General features: G+C 35.1%; 18 protein-coding genes. 12 read left to right on the top strand and 6 right to left on the bottom strand.

The features are described 5' to 3' along the window. Window positions 1–14 precede the first annotated feature (14 nt). From QLS65_RS15895 to bglX, 9 genes are all read left to right on the top strand, one after another. Window positions 15–1523 (top strand): RagB/SusD family nutrient uptake outer membrane protein, encoded by a 1509-nt coding sequence (locus tag QLS65_RS15895; RefSeq protein WP_282718652.1) that lies wholly within the window; start codon window positions 15–17, stop codon window positions 1521–1523. A 14-nt stretch (window positions 1524–1537) separates the two neighbouring features. After that, entirely contained in the window at window positions 1538–2635 is a 1098-nt protein-coding gene (locus tag QLS65_RS15890) for a hypothetical protein (RefSeq protein WP_282718651.1), read from the top strand. A 7-nt stretch (window positions 2636–2642) separates the two neighbouring features. Next, on the top strand, window positions 2643–3599 hold the full coding sequence (locus QLS65_RS15885; RefSeq protein ID WP_099713531.1) for a hypothetical protein: 957 nt from the start codon (window positions 2643–2645) through the stop codon (window positions 3597–3599). A gap of 73 nt (window positions 3600–3672) precedes the next feature. Continuing rightward, the gene (locus tag QLS65_RS15880; RefSeq protein WP_282718650.1) at window positions 3673–4761 is read left to right on the top strand and encodes a family 16 glycosylhydrolase; all 1089 of its coding nucleotides are present in this window, start codon (window positions 3673–3675) and stop codon (window positions 4759–4761) included. 115 nt (window positions 4762–4876) lie between these two features. Then, the gene (locus QLS65_RS15875; protein WP_282718649.1) at window positions 4877–5722 is read left to right on the top strand and encodes an endonuclease/exonuclease/phosphatase family protein; all 846 of its coding nucleotides are present in this window, start codon (window positions 4877–4879) and stop codon (window positions 5720–5722) included. Window positions 5723–5782: 60 nt separating this feature from the next. Continuing rightward, window positions 5783–7189 carry a glycoside hydrolase family 30 protein gene (locus QLS65_RS15870; protein WP_282718648.1) on the top strand — a complete coding sequence of 469 codons (1407 nt, stop codon included), beginning with the start codon at window positions 5783–5785 and terminating at the stop codon, window positions 7187–7189. 20 nt (window positions 7190–7209) lie between these two features. Next, window positions 7210–8667 (top strand): glycoside hydrolase family 30 protein, encoded by a 1458-nt coding sequence (locus tag QLS65_RS15865; protein WP_282718647.1) that lies wholly within the window; start codon window positions 7210–7212, stop codon window positions 8665–8667. A gap of 32 nt (window positions 8668–8699) precedes the next feature. Beyond that, window positions 8700–10439, top strand: coding sequence for a cellulase family glycosylhydrolase (locus tag QLS65_RS15860; RefSeq protein ID WP_282718646.1), 1740 nt, complete (start codon window positions 8700–8702; stop codon window positions 10437–10439). Window positions 10440–10508: 69 nt separating this feature from the next. Further along, window positions 10509–12734: a beta-glucosidase BglX gene (gene bglX / locus QLS65_RS15855; protein WP_282718645.1), complete on the top strand. Its 2226-nt coding sequence runs from the start codon at window positions 10509–10511 to the stop codon at window positions 12732–12734. Between the two features lie 219 nt (window positions 12735–12953). Here bglX and QLS65_RS15850 read toward each other — a convergent pair whose 3' ends face one another. Beyond that, window positions 12954–15284: a glycoside hydrolase family 3 C-terminal domain-containing protein gene (locus QLS65_RS15850; protein WP_282718644.1), complete on the bottom strand. Its 2331-nt coding sequence runs from the start codon at window positions 15282–15284 to the stop codon at window positions 12954–12956. A 325-nt stretch (window positions 15285–15609) separates the two neighbouring features. On the opposite strand from QLS65_RS15850, the gene QLS65_RS15845 reads away from it, so the two are divergent. Then, window positions 15610–16365, top strand: a complete 756-nt coding sequence (locus QLS65_RS15845) for an NUDIX hydrolase (RefSeq protein WP_099713527.1) — start codon at window positions 15610–15612, stop codon at window positions 16363–16365. Between the two features lie 393 nt (window positions 16366–16758). On the opposite strand, the gene QLS65_RS15840 is transcribed toward QLS65_RS15845, so the two are convergent. After that, complete coding sequence (locus QLS65_RS15840; protein WP_282718643.1) at window positions 16759–17283, bottom strand: hypothetical protein; 525 nt, start codon at window positions 17281–17283, stop codon at window positions 16759–16761. 123 nt (window positions 17284–17406) lie between these two features. Next, window positions 17407–17796, bottom strand: a complete 390-nt coding sequence (locus QLS65_RS15835) for a toll/interleukin-1 receptor domain-containing protein (RefSeq protein WP_282718642.1) — start codon at window positions 17794–17796, stop codon at window positions 17407–17409. A 208-nt stretch (window positions 17797–18004) separates the two neighbouring features. On the opposite strand from QLS65_RS15835, the gene QLS65_RS15830 reads away from it, so the two are divergent. Both QLS65_RS15830 and QLS65_RS15825 read left to right on the top strand, forming a co-directional pair. Then, window positions 18005–18502, top strand: coding sequence for a TIR domain-containing protein (locus tag QLS65_RS15830; protein WP_282718641.1), 498 nt, complete (start codon window positions 18005–18007; stop codon window positions 18500–18502). 2 nt (window positions 18503–18504) lie between these two features. Further along, window positions 18505–19380, top strand: a complete 876-nt coding sequence (locus tag QLS65_RS15825) for a macro domain-containing protein (protein WP_282718640.1) — start codon at window positions 18505–18507, stop codon at window positions 19378–19380. Between the two features lie 280 nt (window positions 19381–19660). Here QLS65_RS15825 and QLS65_RS15820 read toward each other — a convergent pair whose 3' ends face one another. The 3 genes from QLS65_RS15820 to QLS65_RS15810 form a co-directional block, all read right to left on the bottom strand. After that, complete coding sequence (locus QLS65_RS15820) at window positions 19661–20368, bottom strand: STING domain-containing protein (RefSeq protein ID WP_282718639.1); 708 nt, start codon at window positions 20366–20368, stop codon at window positions 19661–19663. Next, window positions 20368–21465, bottom strand: a complete 1098-nt coding sequence (locus QLS65_RS15815; protein WP_282718638.1) for a nucleotidyltransferase-like protein — start codon at window positions 21463–21465, stop codon at window positions 20368–20370. Before QLS65_RS15815 ends, QLS65_RS15820 begins: the two co-directional genes overlap by 1 nt. A 197-nt stretch (window positions 21466–21662) precedes the next feature. Beyond that, window positions 21663–22254: type I restriction-modification enzyme R subunit C-terminal domain-containing protein (locus QLS65_RS15810; RefSeq protein WP_282718637.1), on the bottom strand; the 592-nt coding region annotated here is incomplete at its 5' end.

Here is a 22254-nt window from a genome sequence, read left to right as displayed (position 1 = left end):
TACAATCAAGAATTATGAAAACGATAAAATTTAAATATTTATTTATTGCAGCAGCTGTGGTTTCATTCGGTTCCTGTACGGAAGAATTTGTAGATATAACGCCAAAGGGGTCATTTCTTTCAGATAACTATTATGCGAATCAAGACCAAGCTACAGCAGCTTTGGTAGGAGTTTATGATGCGATTAGAAAAAACACGGGTGGTTTTGAAAACATGGTTGGTATGATGAATGCTGGTTCTGATGACTTCTACGCAGGTGGAGGTGGTTCTACAGATGGAGCAGGAATACAGGGTTTTTCTACGCATACACTTACAGGTACAATAGTTCCGGGAAGTTTTTGGAATGATCATTACCAAGGAATTTTTAGAGCAAACACTTTATTATTGAAATTACCGGGTGTTGCTATGCCAGATGATGTGAAAGCGCGATTTGCCGGAGAATCAAAAGCATTGAGAGCCATGTATTATTTCAACTTGGTTAGATTGTTCAAGAATGTTCCATTATTATTGGAGCCTTTAACCGCTACTAATATGTATGAAGTGGAGCAAGCGACATCAGAAGCAGTTTATGCTCAAATAGAAAAAGATTTGATTGAGGCAATAGCCACTTTACCAACAACTGTTCCTGCTGATACAGAATCTGGACGTCTAACAAAAGGTGCTGCACAGGCATTGCTTGGAAAAGTGTATTTACAAGAAGGTAAAAAATCCGAAGCAGCAGCTATTCTTGCCTTAGTAAATGGTACGCCGGGTGGAACAAATCAATATGGGAATAAATTGCTGACCAATTTTAGTGATTTATGGGTAGTTTCTAATAAGTTTAATACGGAGTCACTTATTGAAGTTTCTCACACTAGTGCCGGTAATTCTGACTGGGGATTCTGGGGTTCAGGTAGAGACGAAGGGAATTCATTGAATGTTATGGTAGGTCCTAGAAGTTATTCAAGACCATCAGGTTCAACAGCACCTGATTTACCATCAGGATGGAGTTTTAATGTTATCACTCAAGATTTATATGACGCCATTAAGTTGGACCCAAGATTTGGTGCTACAATATTAGATTTAAAAGCTTTAAAAGCAGCTGGTAAAGCTGATTATATTGGTGGATATCAAGATACAGGATATTTCTTAAACAAATTCCTTCCTAGAAAAGAAGATGTAAGAACTGGTGGTGGAGCAGCAGAATTGAATTACAGACAAAATTCTTATATCATTAGATTAGCAGATACTTATTTGATGGAAGCCGAAGCATTAGGTTCAGGAGCAAGAGCTCAAGCTTTACTTGATGCAGTTAGATCAAGAGTTGGTTTGCCTTCTGTTCTGGTTACACTTGCAGCCATTAAAAATGAAAGAAGAATGGAACTTGCAGGTGAAGGACACCGATTTTTTGATCTTGTTCGATGGGGTGATGCAGCGTCTAAATTATCAAACAGAGGTTTCGTTGCCGGTAAAGATGAAATTTTTCCTATACCAGTAAGAGAACTTCAAGGAACTAAATTGAAACAAAACCCTGGCTATAATTAATAAAAGATAAAATTATGAAAAAGATAAAATTAATTTTCAGCTTTATACTAGTACTGTTTGTAGCTATAAGTTGTACTGTGGAGGGAATCAACGAAGATACTGCTCTTTTAGGTGCGGAATCATCGGCTAATCTCAATAAGATATTTGATATCAGCACTGATAATTCAGGAAAAGTAACAATAACTCCTACTGCAGATGGTGCTGTTTCTTTCAAAGTAGAATACGGACATGGAACAGTATCGTCAGTTAAAGTAGCTCCTGGAGCAAGTACAACCCATGTTTATCCAGAAGGAAAATATACGATAAAAATTACTGCGACATCAATTTCTGGAGCGACAACTGAGCAAACATTCCCGTTAGATGTTGTGTATAGAGCGCCAGAAAACTTAGCTGTTACTTTAAATAAAAACATTCACAATTTAAAAGTAAAAGCCAAAGCGGATTATGCAAAATCGTATTTAGTTTATTTTGGAGATGTTCCTAATGAGGTTGGAACACCATTAGCTACTGATGGAGAAGTTGCTCATGATTATGCCGTTGCCGGAACGTATAATGTAAAAGTTGTTGCGTTAAGCGGTGGCGCTGCCAAAACGGAAAAAACGACACCAACTATTATTTACAATGCGTACGGGTTACCAATTACCTATGAATTAACAACTCAAAATTATGGAGTTGGTGGAACTTTTGGTGGAATTTCAACTGCAGTAATAGCAAATCCTTTTCCAACAGGATTGAACACTAGTGCTACAGTTTGGAAATATACAAAATCAACAGGAGCAGAAACTTGGAGTGGAACTTATACTCCTTTGGATTCTCCAATAGATTTTGCAACTGGAAATAAAATCAAATTATTGATGTATGCAACCGAAGTGGGTAAAAATCTAAATGTAGAATTAGAATGGGCTGTAGGCGGAACTCCTGCAAATGGTGTTGCAGTTTTAAAAGTAGCCAATACTGTTGCTGATTCTTGGCAAGAATTAGTATTTGATTTCAGTACAATTGCAGCAATTCCGGCTAATGCCAAATTTACTCAACTTGTATTTAGATACGATGATTCAGCAAAAGGATCAGGAGAAGTAATTTATATAGACAATATTAGATTAACTAATTAAAAAAAATATGAAAACAAATATCAAATACATTTTAGGGCTTTTCATAGTAGCACTAACATTTATTAGCTGCAACGAAGAAGAGTATAGTTTGGGCGAATTATCGGCACCAGCAAATGTTGTCATAAATGCTGAGGTTGTCGGAGTAGATGCAACGCATCCAAACGGTGATGGTTCTGGAAGTGTAAAAATTTCGGTGACAGGAGACAATGCTCTTTCGTATAAAATCGATTATGATGCAAGTACTCCATTGGATTTAGTTTATTTACCAACGGGTAAGGCTACTAAGAAATACACTTCTGTTGGGGTAAACACTTATAGAATAACTGTTGTAGCTTATGGCAAAGGAGGATCTTCTACTAATGTTACTAAAGACGTTACTGTAAGAAGTGATTTTACTGTTGCTCCTGAAATTGTTACTGCATTAACGAATAATGCTTCAAAAAGGTGGGTAGTAGATAAAAGTGTAGCAGGTCATCTTGGCGTTGGTCCTTGGAATGTAGCTTCTATCAGGCCAGAATGGTGGGCCGGTGGTGTTAATGAAAAAGTAGCTTCTGCAAATTGTTTTTACACAGCCACTTTTACTTTTGCTAAAGTTGCAGCTTCGGGAACATACTCCTTGCAAGTTACTACTCCGGACGGTGCATTTACAAAAACAGGTTCACTAACAACTCTTCCGGGTATTCCGGGTTCAGGAGATGAAGGATGTTATAATTACGGAGGCGGAACTTCTGCTTTTAGTTTTGTACCCGCATCATCAGGTGCACCGGTAGTCGTTACTAATGCTGATAATTCAACGTCTACCCAAACGAGTATTTTATTGTCAGGTGTAGATACTTTCATAGGATATGGTGCAGTTCAAAAAGAATATGAAATCTTGGTTATTACATCAACTTACATGTATCTTAGAGTACAAGGAACCGAAACTGGAAATGCTTGGTATCTAAAATTGAAACCGGCACTTTAATAAATTATAAAATGTAAGCTCAGAATTGTCAAAAATTCTGAGCTTTATTTTAATCATAAAAAGCTTTTAAAGGATGGGAAATAATATGGTACTTCAATTTTCGAAAAATAAAAATTATATGTTTTTATTGGCTTTGGCTAATTTTTTCATGTTGTTTTCATGCAGTGGTACTAATAATACCGAAGAAGAAACGGTAACTGCGCCTTCAAACCTTTCGGTTTCAGCAACAGTAGCTGGTGCAACTGCACAAAATCCAAACGGCGATGGAAGCGGAACAGTAAATTTTAACATCAGTGCAACTAATGCGACTTCTTATAAAATTTTACTTGGTAATGGAGAAACTAAAGAGCTAACAAATGGAAGTTTTACTTATACCTATACAACAGCGGGTACAAATACCTATGTTATATATGTGTCAGCATATAATTCAGGGCAATTTGTTTCTTCCACTATTTCAGTAACGGTTTTTGTGGATTCTGCTTTAGTTTGGTCAGATGAGTTTAATGTCAATGGCGCTCCCGATAGTTCAAAATGGGGTTATGATTTAGGTGCTGGTGGCTGGGGAAACAATGAATCCCAATATTACACGAACAGGCTGGAAAATGTAATTGTTCAGGATGGTTTGTTAAAAATTAAAACGCTGAAAGAAAGTTTTAGCGGAAGCAATTATACTTCGGCTCGAATTCTTTCAAAAGATAAATTTTCATTCAAATACGGAAGAGTGGAAATTAAGGCAAAACTGGCTTTGGGTGCTGGAACTTGGTCTGCTTTATGGATGTTAGGAAGTAATATAAGCACAACTGCTTGGCCCGCATGTGGGGAAGTTGATATTATGGAACATGTTGGCAACAGCCAAAACAGGGTTCATGGGTCTTTGCATTCTCCCGGGCGTTCAGGAAATACACCTGATACAAGCACGGTTATGGTTCCTAATGCTTCAACAGAGTTTCACATTTATTCTATAGATTGGTCAGCTACATCAATTAAGTTTTACGTTGACAATCAATTGTTTTATACGTTTGCAAACTCGGCTAGTCTTCCTTTTAATCAGAATTTTTTCTTAATCATAAATTGTGCAATGGGAGGGAATTTTGGCGGAGCAATAGATCCTAATTTTACGGCTTCTACTTTTGAAGTCGATTATATTAGGGTTTACAATTAATTATATTTTTGTTTAGTTAGGTCTTCATTGGGAGCTTCTGTTTGTAAGTTGGATAGAAGCTCTAATGAAGTGTTATATTTGGTATCAAATATTAATTCATCAAAAAATAGTATACATGAATCAGGTAAAAAAAATAATTGTTTCGGTAGTTTTTCTGCTAATGGGAATTTTTTCTAATGGGCAAACATTGAAAGTGATGACGTATAATATTCGCTTAGATGTTGCCAGTGACGGAGAGAATGCTTGGAGTCTTCGTAAAGATTATTTCATTTCTCAAATTCAATTTTACAATCCTGATGTTTTTGGAGTCCAAGAAGCAAGACCCAATCAGGTTGTTGATATTACAACTTCACTTCCGGAATATAATAATGTAGGTATTGGAAGAGACGGAATTGGGCAAGGAGAATCGTCCAATATTTTTTATAAAAAAGAAAGATTTACAGTTAAAGGAAGCAATACGTTCTGGCTTTCTGAAACACCCAATACAATTTCAAAAGGTTGGGACGCTGCCTACAATAGAGTTTGTACGTATGCACTGTTCAAAGATTTGAAAACAAAACAATTCTTTTGGGTTTTTAACACACATTTGGATCACATTGGCGAAGAAGCCAGAACCAAAGGAATCCAATTAATTCTTTCTAAAATTAAGGAACTAAACACAAAAAAATATCCTGTGATTCTTATGGGTGATTTAAATTCAGAGCCTAAAGAGGACAGAATAATACTGCTTAAAAAAGCAATGGATGACGCTAGAGAAGTTTCGAAAGAGAAACCTTTCGGGCCTTATGGAACATTTAATAATTTTAAACACAACGAACCCGTAACTAAATTGATTGATTATATTTTTATTTCGAAGAATAGCATTTTGAAAGTAAAAAAATATGCCGTTTTGAGCGACTCAAAAGACTTGAAATATCCATCAGATCATTTGCCGGTTTATGTTGAAGTAAACTTTAAATAAATTATGAACACTATAAAAAACACTATGAAATTTTTAGTTGTATTAACCCTTACGTTGCTTATGTCAAAGTGTTCTCCGTCTGGAGATACTGTTGATCCGGCTCCAGCACCTACGCCAACTCCGCCAGTGGCAGTCACAAATGAAATGGATTTTTGGTTGACAAAAGGCAATCAGAGCGTAACACTTCAAAAACAAACATCAGTTTTATCATTTGGCACAGCCTATAATACCTATGCTAATATTGAGGTTGACGATTCTAAAGTGTTTCAAACAATCGATGGTTTTGGATATACCTTAACTGGAGGAAGCGCTCAGGTTATAAATCAATTAAATACCCAAAAGCGGCAAGAATTATTAAAAGAATTATTTGGAACTAATGACAATTCTATCGCAATAAGCTATTTAAGAATTAGCATTGGCGCATCCGATTTGAATGCCGCGCCATTTACGTATGATGATTTACCAAGCGGGCAAACGGATATGAATCTAGATAATTTTAGTTTAGCACCAGATAAAACGGATTTGATTCCAATGCTGAAAGAAATTGTGGCAATCAATCCAAATATTAAAATAATGGCAACTCCGTGGTCGCCTCCAGTTTGGATGAAAGACAACAATGGTTTTGTTGGCGGAAGCTTGAAGCCGGAATATTATGCGGTTTATGCAAAATATTTTGTAAAATACATTCAAACTATGAAAGCCGAAGGAATTGCTATTGATGCTGTTACGCCTCAAAACGAACCCTTGCATCCGGGCAACAATCCAAGTATGTTGATGATTGCATTGCATCAGGCTGATTTTATAAAAAATCATTTAGGTCCTGCTTTCAAAACTGCAAACTTATCGACTAAAATTGTGGCATACGACCATAATTGCAACAAACCGGAATATCCTATTGCAGTGCTGAATGATCCAGGAGCAAATCCTTATGTTGATGGTTCTGCATTTCATTTGTACGAAGGAGATATAAGTGCTTTGTCTACAGTTCACAGTGCTTTTCCCAATAAAAACATCTATTTCACGGAGCAATACACGTCTTCAACAGGAAGTTTTGAAGGGGATTTGAAATGGCATGTGAAAAATGTAATTATCGGCTCGATGCGTAATTGGAGTAAAACAGCATTAGAATGGAACTTAGCCAATAATGCTTCTTTTGGACCAAATACTCCGGGCGGTTGTACCACTTGTAAAGGTGCATTGACGATTAACAGCAGTGATAGTTTCACAAGAAATATAGGATATTATATCATTGCCCACGCTTCTAAATTTGTTCCTGCGGGTTCTGTGAGAATTTCGAGTAACTTTAGTGGAAATTTAAACAATGTGGCTTTTAAAACGCCTAGTGGGAAAAAAGTTTTAATTGTTGAAAATGATGGAAATACTTCCGAAATTTTCAATATCAAATACAATGGAAACTGGGTAAAAACTTCCCTCGAAGCAGGTTCGGTAGGAACGTATATCTGGTAAATAAAATAGATAATAATATCATGAAAAGAATAACGACAGTAGTACTTTTGGCAACATCTTTTTTTGCTTTTTCTCAGCAAAAAAGCCAAGCTAAACTCAAATCTTTTTCTACAAAAGACAAAACGATTACCGTTTATACTACAGCAGAAAATACAAAGTTGCGATTAACACAAACCGATAAATTGAGTTTTAGCAGCTCCAAACAGCCTTTAGAAACAGAGATTTCTGTTTTTGTGGAACCAACTAAAACATTCCAAAACTTCATGGGAATCGGTGGAGCAATCACGGATGCAAGTGCTGAGGTTTTTGCAAAATTGAGCAAAGAGAAACAGCAAGAACTTTTGAATGCCTACTATGATAAAGAAAAAGGTATTGGATATTCGTTATTGAGAACCACCATTCATAGTTCTGATTTTTCGAGCGCAAGCTATACCTATATCAAAGACGGAGACAAAGATTTAAAAACTTTCAATATTGATCATGACAGACAATATCGCATTCCAATGCTTAAAGAAGCCATAAAAACGGCTGGCGGGAAATTATTGCTTTATGTTTCGCCATGGAGTCCTCCCGCTTTTATGAAAAGCAATGGCAACATGCTAAAAGGAGGAACGTTACTTCCGGAATACTATCAATCTTGGGCAAATTATTATACGAAATTTATCAAAGCGTATGAGAAAGAGGGAATGCCAATTTGGGGATTGACCGTTCAAAACGAACCTATGGCAACCCAAACCTGGGAATCATGTGTGTATTCTGCAGAAGCCGAAAGAGATTTCTTGAAGAATTTCCTTGGGCCAACAATGAAAAAAGAAGGTTTAGGAAGTAAAAAAATTGTGGTTTGGGATCACAACCGTGATTTGATGAACCAGAGAGCCAATGTTATTTTTTCTGATCCGGAAGCTTCAAAATATGCTTGGGGAATGGGATTTCATTGGTACGAAACTTGGGCAGGAGGTGAACCAATGTTTGATAATGTTCGAAAAGTACACGAAGCCTATCCATCTAAAAATTTAATGTTTACCGAAGGTTGCGTCGAAAAATTTGATGCTAAGAAATACCAATTTTGGGCAAACGGAGAACGATATGGAACTTCTATGATTAATGATTTTAATAATGGAACTGTGGGTTGGACGGATTGGAATATTCTTTTGGACCAAAATGGCGGACCAAATCACGTAGGGAATTTTTGTTTTGCACCCATTCATGCAGATACTAATTCAGGAGAATTAATTTACACACCTTCGTATTATTACATCGGACATTTTTCAAAATTCATTCGACCAGATGCTAAAAGAGTCAGTACAGCAGTAAGCCGAAGCAGTTTGATAAGTACTTCATTCCTGAATAAAGATGGAAAAATGGTTACTGTAGTAATGAATCATAGCGATAAAAGTGTTACGTATAATTTAATTATTGCTACTGAGAAAACGGTTGTTGTAATTCCTGCTCATGGGATTCAAACATTAGTGTATTAAATTTTAAACGGTCTTATTCTAAAACCTACTTTATGAAGAAAATAGTTTTAATGGTCTTTATTTCTTTTTCAATTGCCTCGTTTGGACAGGGATTTTTACATAGAAATGGACAAGAAATTGTCGATGGAAACGGGAAAAATATTGTGTTGCGCGGTTTGGGATTGGGCGGATGGATGGTTCAGGAAGGATATATGCTTCAAACCGGTTCATTTGCAGGCCCTCAACATATAATTAAGCAAAAAATAACGGATTTAATTGGTGCCAAAAACACCAAAGAATTTTATGATGCCTATAAAGCAAATGGAATAACAAAGAGAGATATTGATTCATTGGCGGCTTGGGGTTTCAACTCTGTTCGTTTGCCAATGCATTACAATTTATACACATTGCCTCTTGAACAAGAAGCGGTTTCTGGTCAGAATACTTGGCTGGAGGAAGGTTTCAAAATGACCGATGATTTATTAAACTGGTGTGCTGCCAATAAAATATATCTGATTCTGGATTTGCATGCAGCTCCGGGTGGACAAGGAAAAGACGCTAATATCTCTGATTATGATTCTGCAAAACCATCACTTTGGGAAAGTACGGCCAATCAGGATAAAATGGTGGCGCTTTGGGAAAAATTAGCAGAGCGTTACAAAGACAATCCTTGGATAGGAGCTTATGATATTATCAATGAACCCAATTGGGATTTTACGGGAACAAATCAAAATGGTTGCGATGAAACATCGAATGCGCCTTTAAGAGCTTTGCAGGTTAGAGTTACAAATGCCATTCGAGCCATCGATAAAAATCATTTGATTTTCATTGAAGGGAATTGCTGGGGAAATAATTACAACGGAATGTTTCCGCTTTGGGATGAAAATATGGCGTTGAGTTTTCACAAATATTGGAACCAAAATGACACAGCTTCGATACAAAAAATGTTGGATTACAGAACCCAATACAATGTGCCAATTTGGTTGGGAGAAAGTGGTGAAAATTCTAATGTTTGGTTTAAGGAAGCTATTTCTTTAGTGGAGGCAAATAATATTGGTTGGGCTTTTTGGCCAATGAAAAAAATTGAAAATTTAGCTGGAGTTACTTCGGTTACAAAAACTCCGGAATACGATCAATTGTTGAAATATTGGAATAATGAAAGAGCTAAGCCTACTGTAGATTTTGCCAAAAAAGGAGTAATGGATATCGCTGAAAACTTCAAAATGAAAAATCTGACCATCAGATATGATGTGATTGATGCCATGTTCAGACAAGTTCAAACAACCGATACTAAGAAATACAAAAACCATTCTTTGCCAGGGAAAGTATTCGCAACTGAATATGATTTAGGACAAAACGGATATGCTTATTTGGATAAAGATGTCGCTAATTATGACGGGACAAAGTTTACTAAATGGAACAAAGGCGGAATGATGCGAAATGATGGAGTTGATATTGAGTCTTGCAATGATACAATGACAAATGGATTTCAGGTTGCTTTTATTGAAGATGGTGAATGGTTGCAATACACCGTTGAGGTGAAAGCTAAAACTACTTTTGATGTTGCTATTCGTTATGCGAGTGAGGCTTCAGGTGGAAAACTTTATTTAGAAGATGAAAACGGGAAAATCTCTGAAATAATAACAATTCCATCTTCAGGCGGAAAGGATAATTGGAAAACGGTGATTTTAAAAAATGTACTTTTAAAACAAGGAACGAATAAAGTAAAAGTGCGTTTTGAAAAAGGAAATTTCAATTTGAACTTTTTGGAATTTAAAAAGGCAAAAAAATAAAAGCATACAAGACTATAAACTCGTTTCATACTATTCTAAATAGCTAGTGAAACAACAAAGAAATTTGAAATGAAAAAAATAGAAACTACAATTCTTTTATTGGTTTGTTTTATTGGGTTTTCCCAACAAAAAACAATTGACCAAAAAGTGAATGCTTTGCTAAAGCAAATGACACTCGAAGAAAAAATTGGACAACTTAATCAATATACGGGAAACAATCAAGCGACTGGACCTATAACCATAAATCCAAATAAGGAAACCGAAATTAAAAAAGGTTTAATTGGTTCGATGTTGAATGTTTTAGGAACTAAATATACCCGTCAGTATCAAGAATTAGCGATGCAATCTCGATTGAAAATCCCATTGTTATTTGGTCAGGATGTGGTGCATGGATACAAGACTACTTTTCCACTTCCTTTGGCGGAAGCTGCAAGTTGGGATTTAGAAGCGATGGAACTTTCAGCAAGAATTGCAGCTATAGAAGCATCGGCAAGTGGGATTCACTGGACATTTGCGCCCATGGTTGATGTTTCTCGTGATCCGCGTTGGGGACGAGTGATGGAAGGTGCTGGAGAAGATACTTATTTAGGTTCGAGAATCGCCTACGCCAGAGTCAAAGGTTTTCAGGGGAATTTAGGTGATGTCAATTCGGTAATGGCTTGCGTGAAACATTTTGCTGCTTATGGAGCCGCTGTTGGCGGGAGAGATTACAACTCGGTTGATATGAGCGAAAGAATGCTTTGGGAAACGTATTTGCCTCCTTTCAAAGCAGCGCTAGATGCAGGAGCCGCAACATTTATGAATTCGTTTAATGACATTAACGGAATTCCGGCTACAGCAAATAAATACCTGCAAAGAGACATTCTGAAAGGAAAATGGAACTTTCAAGGTTTTATAGTTTCTGATTGGGGTTCGATAGGAGAAATGGTGAATCACGGATTTTCAAAAGACAATAAAGAAGCCGCGTTACAAGCCATAACTGCAGGAAGTGATATGGATATGGAAAGCAATGCGTATCGATACCATTTAGCGGAGTTGGTTAAAGAAAATAAAGTACCAATTGCCTTGATTGATGATGCCGTAAAAAGAATTTTACACAAAAAATTTGAATTAGGACTTTTTGATAATCCTTATAAATACTCGAATCCGGAGAGAGAACAAGCGGCATTGAACAATCCGGAGCACAGAAAAGCAGCAAGGGATATTGCGGCAAAAAGTATCGTGTTATTGAAGAATGAGAAAAACATTTTACCACTTTCCAAAGACACAAAAACAATCGCTTTTATTGGGCCTTTGGTTAAAGAACACAAACAAAATATGGGTTTTTGGGCAGTAGAATTGCCTGAGCTGGATTATGATAAACAAGTGGTTTCGCAATGGGAAGGTGTTCAAAATAAAATAGGGAATTCAACTAAATTGCTTTACGCCAAAGGGTGTGAAATTGAAGGGGATAACAAAGATGGTTTTGCGGAAGCAATTGCTGTTGCCAATCAAGCCGATGTTGTGATTTTGAGTATTGGTGAAAGAGCAGATATGAGTGGCGAAGCTAAAAGTCGCAGTAATATTCATTTGCCTGGAGTTCAGGAAGAACTAGTAAAAGCGATTCAAGCAACCGGGAAACCTGTCGTGGTTTTGATTAACGCGGGAAGACCGCTTGTTTTTAATTGGACTGCAGATAATGTCCCAGCAATTGCTTACACCTGGTGGTTAGGAAGCGAAGCAGGTAATGCTATTGCTGATGTTTTGTTTGGCGATTACAATCCTTCGGGAAAATTACCAATGTCTTTTCCAAGGGAAGAAGGACAAATTCCTATTTATTACAATCATTTTAATACAGGAAGACCAGCTCCAAATGAAACGGCTTTCAATTATGTTTCTGCATATACTGATTTAAAAAATAGTCCTAGATTTCCTTTTGGCTATGGATTGAGTTATACCACTTTCGAATATTCAGATTTGAAGTTATCCAAAAATAAAATCAAGAGTACGGAAAGTATCGCGGTTTCATTAAACGTGAAAAATTCTGGAAAAGTAGCTGGTGAAGAAGTAGTTCAGCTGTATTTGAGAGACAAAGTAGGATCAGTTGTCAGACCAATAATTGAATTGAAAGATTTTCAAAAGATAAAACTGAATGCGGGTGAAACAAAAACCATCAAATTTATCATTGACAAAGAAAAGTTATCTTTTTACAATGCTGCACTACAATGGATTGCTGAGCCAGGAGATTTTGATTTGATGATTGGTTCTTCTTCTTCAGATATTCGTTTGAAAACGACTTTTGAATTTGTAAAATAAAAAAAACTCAATCGACAGTATTCTTAGAAATACTGTCGATTGAGTTCTAAAATAAAAAAAAGTATTGACTCTACATCTATTGCCTAACGAACTTGTAGTTATGGTATTTAATTAGGGAAATAGACTTGATGAGAGGGAATTTAATTTAGATGTGCTCTATAGACGATATCCAATTAAATTCTTTTTCAATACTTTTTTAACAACAATTAATAACAATTTTTAATTTTGGTTGACAGCTTTCAAAATACCATCCAGATTTTCTTCTGTGAATTTTCCTCCTGATAATAAAAGAAATTTATTGATTGGCATATCGGCTAACATTGCCTCTAAAAATGAAGCTGCTTTTTTCTCATCTTCCGTTTCTGGTTTTTTATTGGCACCAGTGAAACTTTGAACCAGTTGTTCGTATATCGCTTGACTGTTTGGAGATTTTTTGAATTCCTTAAATAATGATTCACGTGTCAGCACTATTTTTGCAGCTTTTGTAGATTCAATAGTGATGGTTTGTTTTAAAGGCAAATCACGAGAGGAACTTCCAATAAGGATGTCAAATTTCCCTGATTTTATAGCCCAATCATGAGATTTTGAATTGAAATAAGCAAAGTCACGTGAAGTCAATTGAAATGTAACTGTTTTTTCTTCTCCGTCTAGCAATGCTACTTTTTCAAAGTGTTTCAGTTCGTTTTCGGGTCTTGCCACTTCGCTTTCTTGTTCATGAACATAGAGTTGAACTACTTCTTTACCCGCAATTTTACCTGTGTTTTTTACTTTTACTGATATGGTGATTGCATCAGAATCTTTAGCTGATGTAGTATTGGCTTTAATATCAGAATACGAAAAAGAGGTGTAACTCAAACCGTATCCAAAAGGAAAGTTAGGTTCGATTTTCTTTTTGTCATAATAACGGTATCCAATAAAAATCCCTTCACCATAATTTGCATTTCCATCTTTTGAAGGGAAATCCATTGCAGTTGGAGTGTCTTCCAAGCGTGCAGGAAAGGTTTCAGATAATTTTCCGGAAGGGTTTACTTTTCCAGTTAATACGTCAGCAATTGCTCCACCACCGGCTTGACCACCAAGATACGCTTCGACAATTGCAGCAACATCGTTTTTCCATGGCATAGAAACTGCAGCGCCATTCATCAATACCACTACAATGTTTTTGTTAACTTTTGCTACTTCTGAAATCAATTTGTTGTGACCTGCAGGCAAGTCCATGTTGTTTCTGTCAAAACCTTCTGATTCATAACTGTCCGGTAAACCAGCAAAAACAATCACTAATTCTGATTTTTTTGCATTTTGAACTGCTTCAGCAATTTTAGCATCATCTGTTTCTCCGGCAGTATTATACCCTGTTGAAAAGGAAAATTGAGTTCCTTTTGCCATTTTTTGTAATTCATTCAGTGCATTTACAATTTGTGTAGGTCTCACTTGTGAGCTTCCTGCTCCTTGATAACGAGGATTTTTTGCAAAATCACCAACAATAGCTATCTTTTTTAAAGCTGATTTTAGTGGTAAAATAGCATTGTCGTTTTTCAATAAAACAATACATTCGCCACTTACTTGTCTGGCTAATTCATTGTGTTTTACTTTGTCCACAACGATTCCTTTCTTGTGGCTGTCTTTTGCTTTTAAAGTAATGGCAAGTAAATCAGTTACAATTTCATCCAATCTGGCTTCCGCCAAAGTTCCTTTTTTTACCGCTTCAACAATTTTTTTATCATTGAAGCCTCCGCTTGCAGGCATTTCTAAATGCAATCCGGCACCAACTCCTAGAGCTCTTTCGTTTACTGCGCCCCAATCAGAAACTACAAAACCTTGTAAGCCCCATTTTTCTTTTAGCATTTGATTCAATAAATAGGAGTTTTCAGATGCGTATGTTCCATTAAGTTTATTGTATGAACACATTACCGTCCAAGGTTGTGCTTCTTTTACGGCCATTTCAAAGGCTGGAAAATAGATTTCGTTCAAGGTACGTTCGTCAACATTAGAACTATTAGACATACGTTCAGCTTCCTGACTGTTTGCTGCAAAATGTTTCATGGAAGTTCCCACACCTTGACTTTGAACTCCATTTATAAAACCGATAGCAATTTTTCCGGCTAGAACTGGATCTTCAGAAAAATATTCAAAGTTTCTTCCACCAAGAGGGGAACGCTTCATATTTACTCCTGGTCCTAATAATATTTGAACATCGTTAGCTTGAGATTCGATTCCTAAAGCTTCTCCCATTTTTTGTGCCAAAGCAGGATTCCATGAGGAAGCAAGTGCAGATGCTGTTGGGAAACACGTAGAAGGAACGCTGTTGGTAAAGTCAAAACCTTCTGCTTTACGTAAACCATGTGGCCCGTCAGTCATAAAAATAGAAGGAATTCCTAGTCTGGTTATGGCTTTTGTGGACCAAGCAGTTTCACCGGAACACAAAGAAGCTTTTTCTTCTAAGGTCATTTGAGAAACTAATTTTTTTGCCTTAGCGCGATAATCTACTGCTTGGGCATACGATTGTGAAGACAATACAAGTCCAATAAGTAGTAAAATGATTTTTTTCATAGTCTTTAATTTGGTTGTTTTTTGGTAACTATTTTAAATAATAATCTTATGTGTTATTTTGACGCAATGTACATCTTTTTTTGATTCACAATGCATTCACTATAAAATTTCACAATTTTTTTTGTAAATGATTTTTTTTTACTATTTTTTTGTGTAAATATGTTTTCTTGTTTAATGGATTTGTTTCTTTGCCGAAATATTTTTTTGGTTTAAACCAAAAAGCAAGAATAACGAGTTTTCAAAATTGAGCGCACTTTTATTTTCTTAAAAAAAATAAACTAAATTGCGTCTTTCAAAGGGTATATTAATTACTAGAATAAATCACATGTTAAAAACCATTTTAGATAACAAGGAAGAATATCAGCCGGGTTTATCAATAGATTGTGTGATTTTCGGATTTCATGACAATCAACTCAAAGTGTTATTGATAAAAACAAAGTACAGCGATAAATGGGCTTTGCCTGGCGGTTTTGTACCTGTAAATGAAGATATTGATGAGGCTGCTGTAACTGTGTTACATGGCAGAACAGGATTGAAAGGAATTTTTCTGAGGCAGTTTTCTACCTTCGGAGCTGCTAGAAGGTGTAGTGTTGATGTTAGTAATGCTGTTCTGGATTTTTACGGAATCCCTTTAGACGAAGGGAAATGGTATGCTAGTCGTTTTGTAACGGTTGGGTATTATGCCTTAGTCGATTTTTTACAAACGGTTCCGCAGCCTGAAGGCAAAAATGAAATTGTGGAGTGGATTGACCATAATTCGGTACCGGAATTGATTTTGGATCACAGACAAATTCTGGATACAGCATTGGAAACCCTTCGCATGGAATTGAATTTGATGCCGGTAGGATATAATTTACTTCCCGAAAAATTTACTATTCCGGAATTACAAAAATTATATGAAACCATATTGGGACGAAAACTCGACCGTAGAAATTTTCTGCGAAAGATTATGGCAATCGGAATCTTGACAAAGTTGGACGAGAAGAAGAGTAATGTAGCGCACAAAGCTCCAAATTTATATAGTTTCGATAAAGAAAAATACGAAGAAGTCGTTAAGAACGGATTGACGCAGGGTTGGTAATCTGAAAAAGAAACATAAAAAACTCCATTAGAAATAATGGAGTTTTTTGTGTATTGCTATTTTTTTGTTGAGGTTATCTAATCTTTTTGTATGACCTCCAACTTTTGAGCTTGATCCTATTACAGGAGGGGAAAATATTTGACATAAAAAAACTCCATTATTTCTAATGGAGTTTTTTGTGGGCTGTCAGGGATTGCAATCGAACACCTGATACCTGTCTTGACATTTTTCGAGAATATAAAATGATGTAATTGTAACGTTTCGCAACTAACCGATGTTGTGGGGATCGAAGCAGAGTTTTATCCACCACAAAGAACGAAGTTATTAAATAGACTGGTTTAATATATGCAAAACAAGCAATTTTGATTAGGTGATGTTAGAGACAGTCTCTATTTAAAATGGTAAATCATCATCTTCTTCCAAAGTATTCCATGTCGATTCTGGAATTATCTTTTCATTTCTTGCTAAAGCTTCTACAATCTTTAAATTAGCTTCTTCAGGAAGTTCAAGTAACAAATTTGTTAAATCTGATATAAGCGCAACCTCTCTCGGATTATTACTACTTGTGAACTCCGTAACTTCAGTCAACTTCTTTAAGTCGAATCGACGCATAACTTCGTCATATCCCGATGATAACTTTGAATTTAATGAATTAACATCTTCCCAAGTTTTGATATTTTCAATTTCACCTGAACTTTTCCATCCAACTCCAAGTTTGAATCTCGCTGTTTCTATAGAATAGTGAAGTAAGATTATTTCCTCATCCTTTAATTTTCCTTCTTGCAGATCTTTGAATAACTTATTTACTTGCGAAGTTTTGCTATTGGTTTCAATTATTTTTTTTGGAGAATCTTCAACTATTATTTTTTCCTCTATTTTGGTTAATATAATTGGATTTGTGGGTTTGTCATTTTTCACAATTTGGGTAACTGGTAAACTTTGTTTGGGAACTTCGAACGAATTGACCTTTTCGATAAATTCCCGTATTTTTTGACTTACGAAAACGGTTTTGGTCGAAATTGGAAATAAATCGCGAAGAGTTTAAATAAAGCCTGTTACTCTATCGTGATTATTTATTTTGAATCCCATTTCCCTAGGGTCGAGTGCTCCGCTTTGGAATTCATGGCTTGAGGCTTTAAATTCCGGCGTGAATATAATTGTATGTTCGTTTTCGACAATCCAAGCGGCTCCCATCTCATTTAAGCAGGCAACACTGGAATAATATTCCGAAGACAGCAGATAAACGACATGTGGCTTTTCAGTAATTCTGGCTCTCAACCAATTGAATATGTTTTGACCAGTAGGAATACCAAAGGCGTCATTACTGGTAAATATAATTTGTTCGTTGTTAACACCAACCGCTACTAACAAATCTACGATTGCTTGTCCGTAGTTCGCGTTTTTCGACGAATGAGAAATAAAGATTTTCATTATTAAATTTGATAAGTTAGACAAATATAAAGTAATTAATGAATATTCCCGAATCATCAGAAATGTAAGATAAATATTTGATAAAATAAGGAGGTATTAATGTGACAGAATGTCAAAAAAAAAGAAATTTCAGACGTTTAGTAGAGGCAAATTAATATATTTGCCTCTAAAGGAATGTGAAAAATTTGTTAATTAATAAATCTCTAAAATGGCAACAACATGTTACGCCTGTTTCGATGGCGACAGCGACATTCATTATTATCGTTTGATGCAAGCATGGCATGTAAATGAAAAATTTGACTTCACATTTATAAACGCTCACGATTTGACGCAGTCTCGCGACTCAAGTACGGAAGAAACGATAAAGAGAAGTTTAAGAACTAGACTTAGAGCAAGTGATGTTTTAGTTGTGTTGGTAGGAGAAAGTACAAGGAACCTCTATAAATTTGTACGCTGGGAAATAGAAGTTTCTATTGAGTTAGGGCTTTCCATAATAGTAGTCAACTTAGACAAAAAGAGGCGGATGAACTCAGTTCTATGTCCACCAATACTAAGAAATGAATTAGCGATTCATGTTCCTTTTGGTCATAAGATTATTGACTATGCAATTAAAAATTGGCCTTCGAGCGCATCAAGACATAGAGTTGCCGGTGAATCCGGTCCTTATTATTACCAGGACTCCGTCTATAGTGTTTTAGGTCTATAACTATGAACTATTATTTCAGATCATTTAAAACCAAATCATACTGGGTGTATGCTTTATTGTCGGTTGACTCTGTCAAAACATTTATGGCTGTTGTAGGCGGTATTTGGCTTTTCGTTGATATTCTCAGTACAATAAAAATAATAGAAAAGGATAAGTTATCACTTTGGGTATTAATCCCGTTGGCTATTTTAGGGATTTTAGTGGTTGTCTTTACGAGAAGGCCAGTAAAAAAGATCATTTATAAATATCCAGGACAGGATCTTAAGATAGAAGTTTGCATAGGGGATTTGTTCGAAGTACCGGGGCAAAAGGTAATAAGCACCAATACGACTTTTGACACCGATATTGCATCTGGTATAATTTCAAGTAGAAGCTTACAAGGGCAATTTACTGAAAAATTTTATCCCGGAAATTTACCTGCTTTAGACGTTGAGCTGGATCGGCAACTTTCCAATCTGCAACACACAATTATAAATAAAGAGGCTGGTAAAACTAAACGTTATAATTACGGTACCACTGTAAAATTAAATCTTTCAGGCCAACTATTTTATTGGTTTGCAATGGCAGATCTCAATCACAGTAATACAGCTAAAACCACTCTTAAAAATGTTTATGAATCGCTTGATGGATTGTGGGATTATATCGAAACCAAAGGAGAAAAACTTGATACAGTTATACCGCTTATAGGCTCAGGTTTAGGAAGGTTAACTACAAGCAGAAAAAAGCTCATCGCCATTATTGCTCAATCATTTATTAATGCATCTGAACAAAATATCTTTTCGGATAAATTAGTTATAGTAATACATCCTGGAGATGTAGAAAAATCAGGTCTTAATCTATTCGAAGTAAAAGACTTATTACATCATTATCTCCCCTAAATAATGGGCAATCCTAAACAAATTTAAAAAAAAAATAAAGCCACTGTCTTCCAGTGGCTTTGTTTGTCTTTCTGTGGGCTGTCAGGGGCTAGAATCGAACACATTATACCTGTTTTGACCTTTTTTGAAAGTTTAAAATAATCTAAATTTCAGAAGTGACCCATATCAATTATTATAAACATCTAAAAAAGATTTTAATTAAATAAATGACTCTGTAATAAAAGTGTCAAGTGTAAAAAATAATTATCAAGACTTAAAAAAAACAACTTTTGGCCAACTTTTAAAATTGTTTTAAATCTGCAGTACAAAATTTAATGTTTTTATGGATCCTTTTTTCTTTAGTAAGTTCTTCTATTTTTTTATAAAATTCAAAAATTAGATTTACTCCTAATTCTGTTTTTATTTTGTCTGTCGAAGTATTCGCTTTTGACTCTGCTTTATAATCAATATAACTTATCAATGATAGCAACGTATTTGGAAAATCAAAATAAATTTGGTTACTATCGTTTTTCTGAATAGTCAAAATATCTCTCGCTCTGGCTTGTTTAAGATTTAGTTTTACCTCTACCAACGAATACTCTTTATTTCTAAGTTCAGCTTTAATAGCATCGATATTACTACCTTCAAGTTCATTGATTTTATAGGGTTTGTAAATACATAAACTAGGTTTTTTTATCCCATCTTCTTTCAGTTGTGTTATGACTGGAACGAGAAAATTATTGACATATCCTAATGCTAAAACATCAGCCGGTGAATACTCCGTTTTCTCAAAAAGCTTTCTATTTAACTGGTTTAAGGTGACTGCTAAAAATGAAACGATAGTAACTAATGCTTCTAAATCTATATGCTCCAAATTTGGGATACTCTTTTTTAACAGCCAGAACAAAATTATTGTTGCTGTTAAAAAGTTTAAAATATAACTGAAATAAGTAAATATTTTGATATGACTTATTGCTAACTCTAAAATGTAATTTTGTAATTTATTCATTATATAAAATTTTTATTTTTAAGGTCTAAATCTGTTAGTATCTGACTGATTTCGAATTGTAAAAAGCTAATTTCAAGTAGTTTTTTATCACAGTCTTTTTCAAATATTATTTCAGTACCATCTACTGATTTTATATTGTCGCGATATGATTTATTATTCAATATTTGAATTAATTCGTCATTGATTACTGGAAGAAGATCAAGAAAATAAGCGTATTGATACCTTTTCACATCAATATTGTAACAAATTGCATTAATATGAAAACTACGTATTGCTCCTTTATTATCAATAGTATCACAATCGTATTTTACATTTTTCATAAAGCGTATCATGTTTTTCAATCTCCCATTAGTAAGGATACTTCTTTCATTAATTCGTTTTATACTCCAAAATGGATAATCTACGTTTGAAAGGCTATCTAATTTTTTATTGTAGATCTGAATACCTCTTCGATGGTCCAAATTGGTTTTCATGTAATCAATTCCTTTGTAATAGGTTGCGATAACCACATCTACATCACGTTTGGGAGAACTAACCAATACATAAATTGAATTTTCCTTTTGTATATCAACTTCTTTGTATATTGAATGTAGAATGATTTCCGATTGTGTTCGTATATTCTTTAGATCAGATAATTGATTGCCTGCATATTGACTAAAATCATCTGAATGTTTTTTTAGATTTTTATGTTCTATTGGATTTAATAAACTGGGATTTGCTAAAGTACTTTGAAGTCTTACATGATCAACACCTTTTGATTTGTTTGTAATTTGCACTAAATCAATGTCATTGTCTTTCAAGATGTGCGTATTGGTCATTACAGAACCTTGCCTTTCAAAATGAACCTCCTTACCATGACTCTTTTTTAAATGCGCCTCTACTTGGTTTGCTGCTATTTTGCTATTGGTGGTATAATCTGGTGCAACTCCTTTCATTGCCTTTTGTACGTATATATATACCACAGCATTTGCTAATTTCTTGTTTTCAAAAAGTTTTGATGTAGCATTTTCCTCTGCATACAAAGCTTTCATTTGAAATAAATCAGGATTACTACGTTGATCTACTCTGTTTATTAATTGGTAATAGTTTTTGGACATCTGTTACAGTTTTAAAGTTTACTACTGCAAAGATGAAATAGGTTTATGCATTGTATGTGCACACTTCTATGTAAAATACAAAACAGATTGTTTTGTAAAGATTTAAATGTGTGTTGTAAAATAGTAGCGCTATTGCTTTTCACTATGAAAAGGCTGTCCAAATGGGAAGGGAAATATTTTTGTAAACTAGATCATTACTATGCAAACATAGCGTTTTCATTAACTTGATTGATTACTTGAATCACTTTCATGACTTTATCTTCTTCCGGGAATATACCAAAAACACCCTGATCATGATGTTCATTAAAAGGGGCTTGTGTCAGTAATTGTTTTTCTATTACTCCTTTTTGATTGAGGTAATGGATTATTTTATGAATGAATGTAATTTGGTTAGCATTCAAATTCCCTTTAGAGATAAAGTCGGCAAATAATTGATTGGCGACCTCGATGTCTAAACCAATGATATTTCGAACAAATTTACCTAACGGTTGTTCACCGTATTCTTTAATAAAACGGTCTTTGCTTTCCAAAGCTTCTTTCAACAGAAATTGTTCCAACACTTCCAATTCATTCATAGTAATGGGCAAATTTTTATATAATTTATCAATTACTAAATGAGATTTGTTTTTTCTTATAAAGGCTTCCACACGGTCTTTATAACTTTGAAGTGAAGTGTAAGTAGCCAAAAGATCTACTTCTTCAACGCCATCTTGTGAAAGTTCATCTGTGAATGAAGTATAAACAGGATCGAGTTTCTTTTCATCTTTTAGGAATTGGATTAAATCACGA

The sequence above is a fragment of the Flavobacterium algoritolerans genome, assembly GCF_030010385.1.
GTDB lineage: Bacteria > Bacteroidota > Bacteroidia > Flavobacteriales > Flavobacteriaceae > Flavobacterium > Flavobacterium algoritolerans.
The sequence above is the reverse complement of the archived record's forward strand: the minus strand, read 5'-3'. Positions and strand labels throughout refer to the sequence as shown.

Coding starts and splice junctions, on each gene's coding strand:
- QLS65_RS15895 (WP_282718652.1), top strand. CDS start 15: ATGAAAACGATAAAATTTAAATATTTATTTATTGCAGCAGCTGTGGTT.
- QLS65_RS15890 (WP_282718651.1), top strand. CDS start 1,538: ATGAAAAAGATAAAATTAATTTTCAGCTTTATACTAGTACTGTTTGTA.
- QLS65_RS15885 (WP_099713531.1), top strand. CDS start 2,643: ATGAAAACAAATATCAAATACATTTTAGGGCTTTTCATAGTAGCACTA.
- QLS65_RS15880 (WP_282718650.1), top strand. CDS start 3,673: ATGGGAAATAATATGGTACTTCAATTTTCGAAAAATAAAAATTATATG.
- QLS65_RS15875 (WP_282718649.1), top strand. CDS start 4,877: ATGAATCAGGTAAAAAAAATAATTGTTTCGGTAGTTTTTCTGCTAATG.
- QLS65_RS15870 (WP_282718648.1), top strand. CDS start 5,783: ATGTCAAAGTGTTCTCCGTCTGGAGATACTGTTGATCCGGCTCCAGCA.
- QLS65_RS15865 (WP_282718647.1), top strand. CDS start 7,210: ATGAAAAGAATAACGACAGTAGTACTTTTGGCAACATCTTTTTTTGCT.
- QLS65_RS15860 (WP_282718646.1), top strand. CDS start 8,700: ATGAAGAAAATAGTTTTAATGGTCTTTATTTCTTTTTCAATTGCCTCG.
- bglX (WP_282718645.1), top strand. CDS start 10,509: ATGAAAAAAATAGAAACTACAATTCTTTTATTGGTTTGTTTTATTGGG.
- QLS65_RS15850 (WP_282718644.1), bottom strand. CDS start 15,284: ATGAAAAAAATCATTTTACTACTTATTGGACTTGTATTGTCTTCACAA.
- QLS65_RS15845 (WP_099713527.1), top strand. CDS start 15,610: ATGTTAAAAACCATTTTAGATAACAAGGAAGAATATCAGCCGGGTTTA.
- QLS65_RS15835 (WP_282718642.1), bottom strand. CDS start 17,796: ATGAAAATCTTTATTTCTCATTCGTCGAAAAACGCGAACTACGGACAA.
- QLS65_RS15830 (WP_282718641.1), top strand. CDS start 18,005: ATGGCAACAACATGTTACGCCTGTTTCGATGGCGACAGCGACATTCAT.
- QLS65_RS15825 (WP_282718640.1), top strand. CDS start 18,505: ATGAACTATTATTTCAGATCATTTAAAACCAAATCATACTGGGTGTAT.
- QLS65_RS15820 (WP_282718639.1), bottom strand. CDS start 20,368: ATGAATAAATTACAAAATTACATTTTAGAGTTAGCAATAAGTCATATC.
- QLS65_RS15815 (WP_282718638.1), bottom strand. CDS start 21,465: ATGTCCAAAAACTATTACCAATTAATAAACAGAGTAGATCAACGTAGT.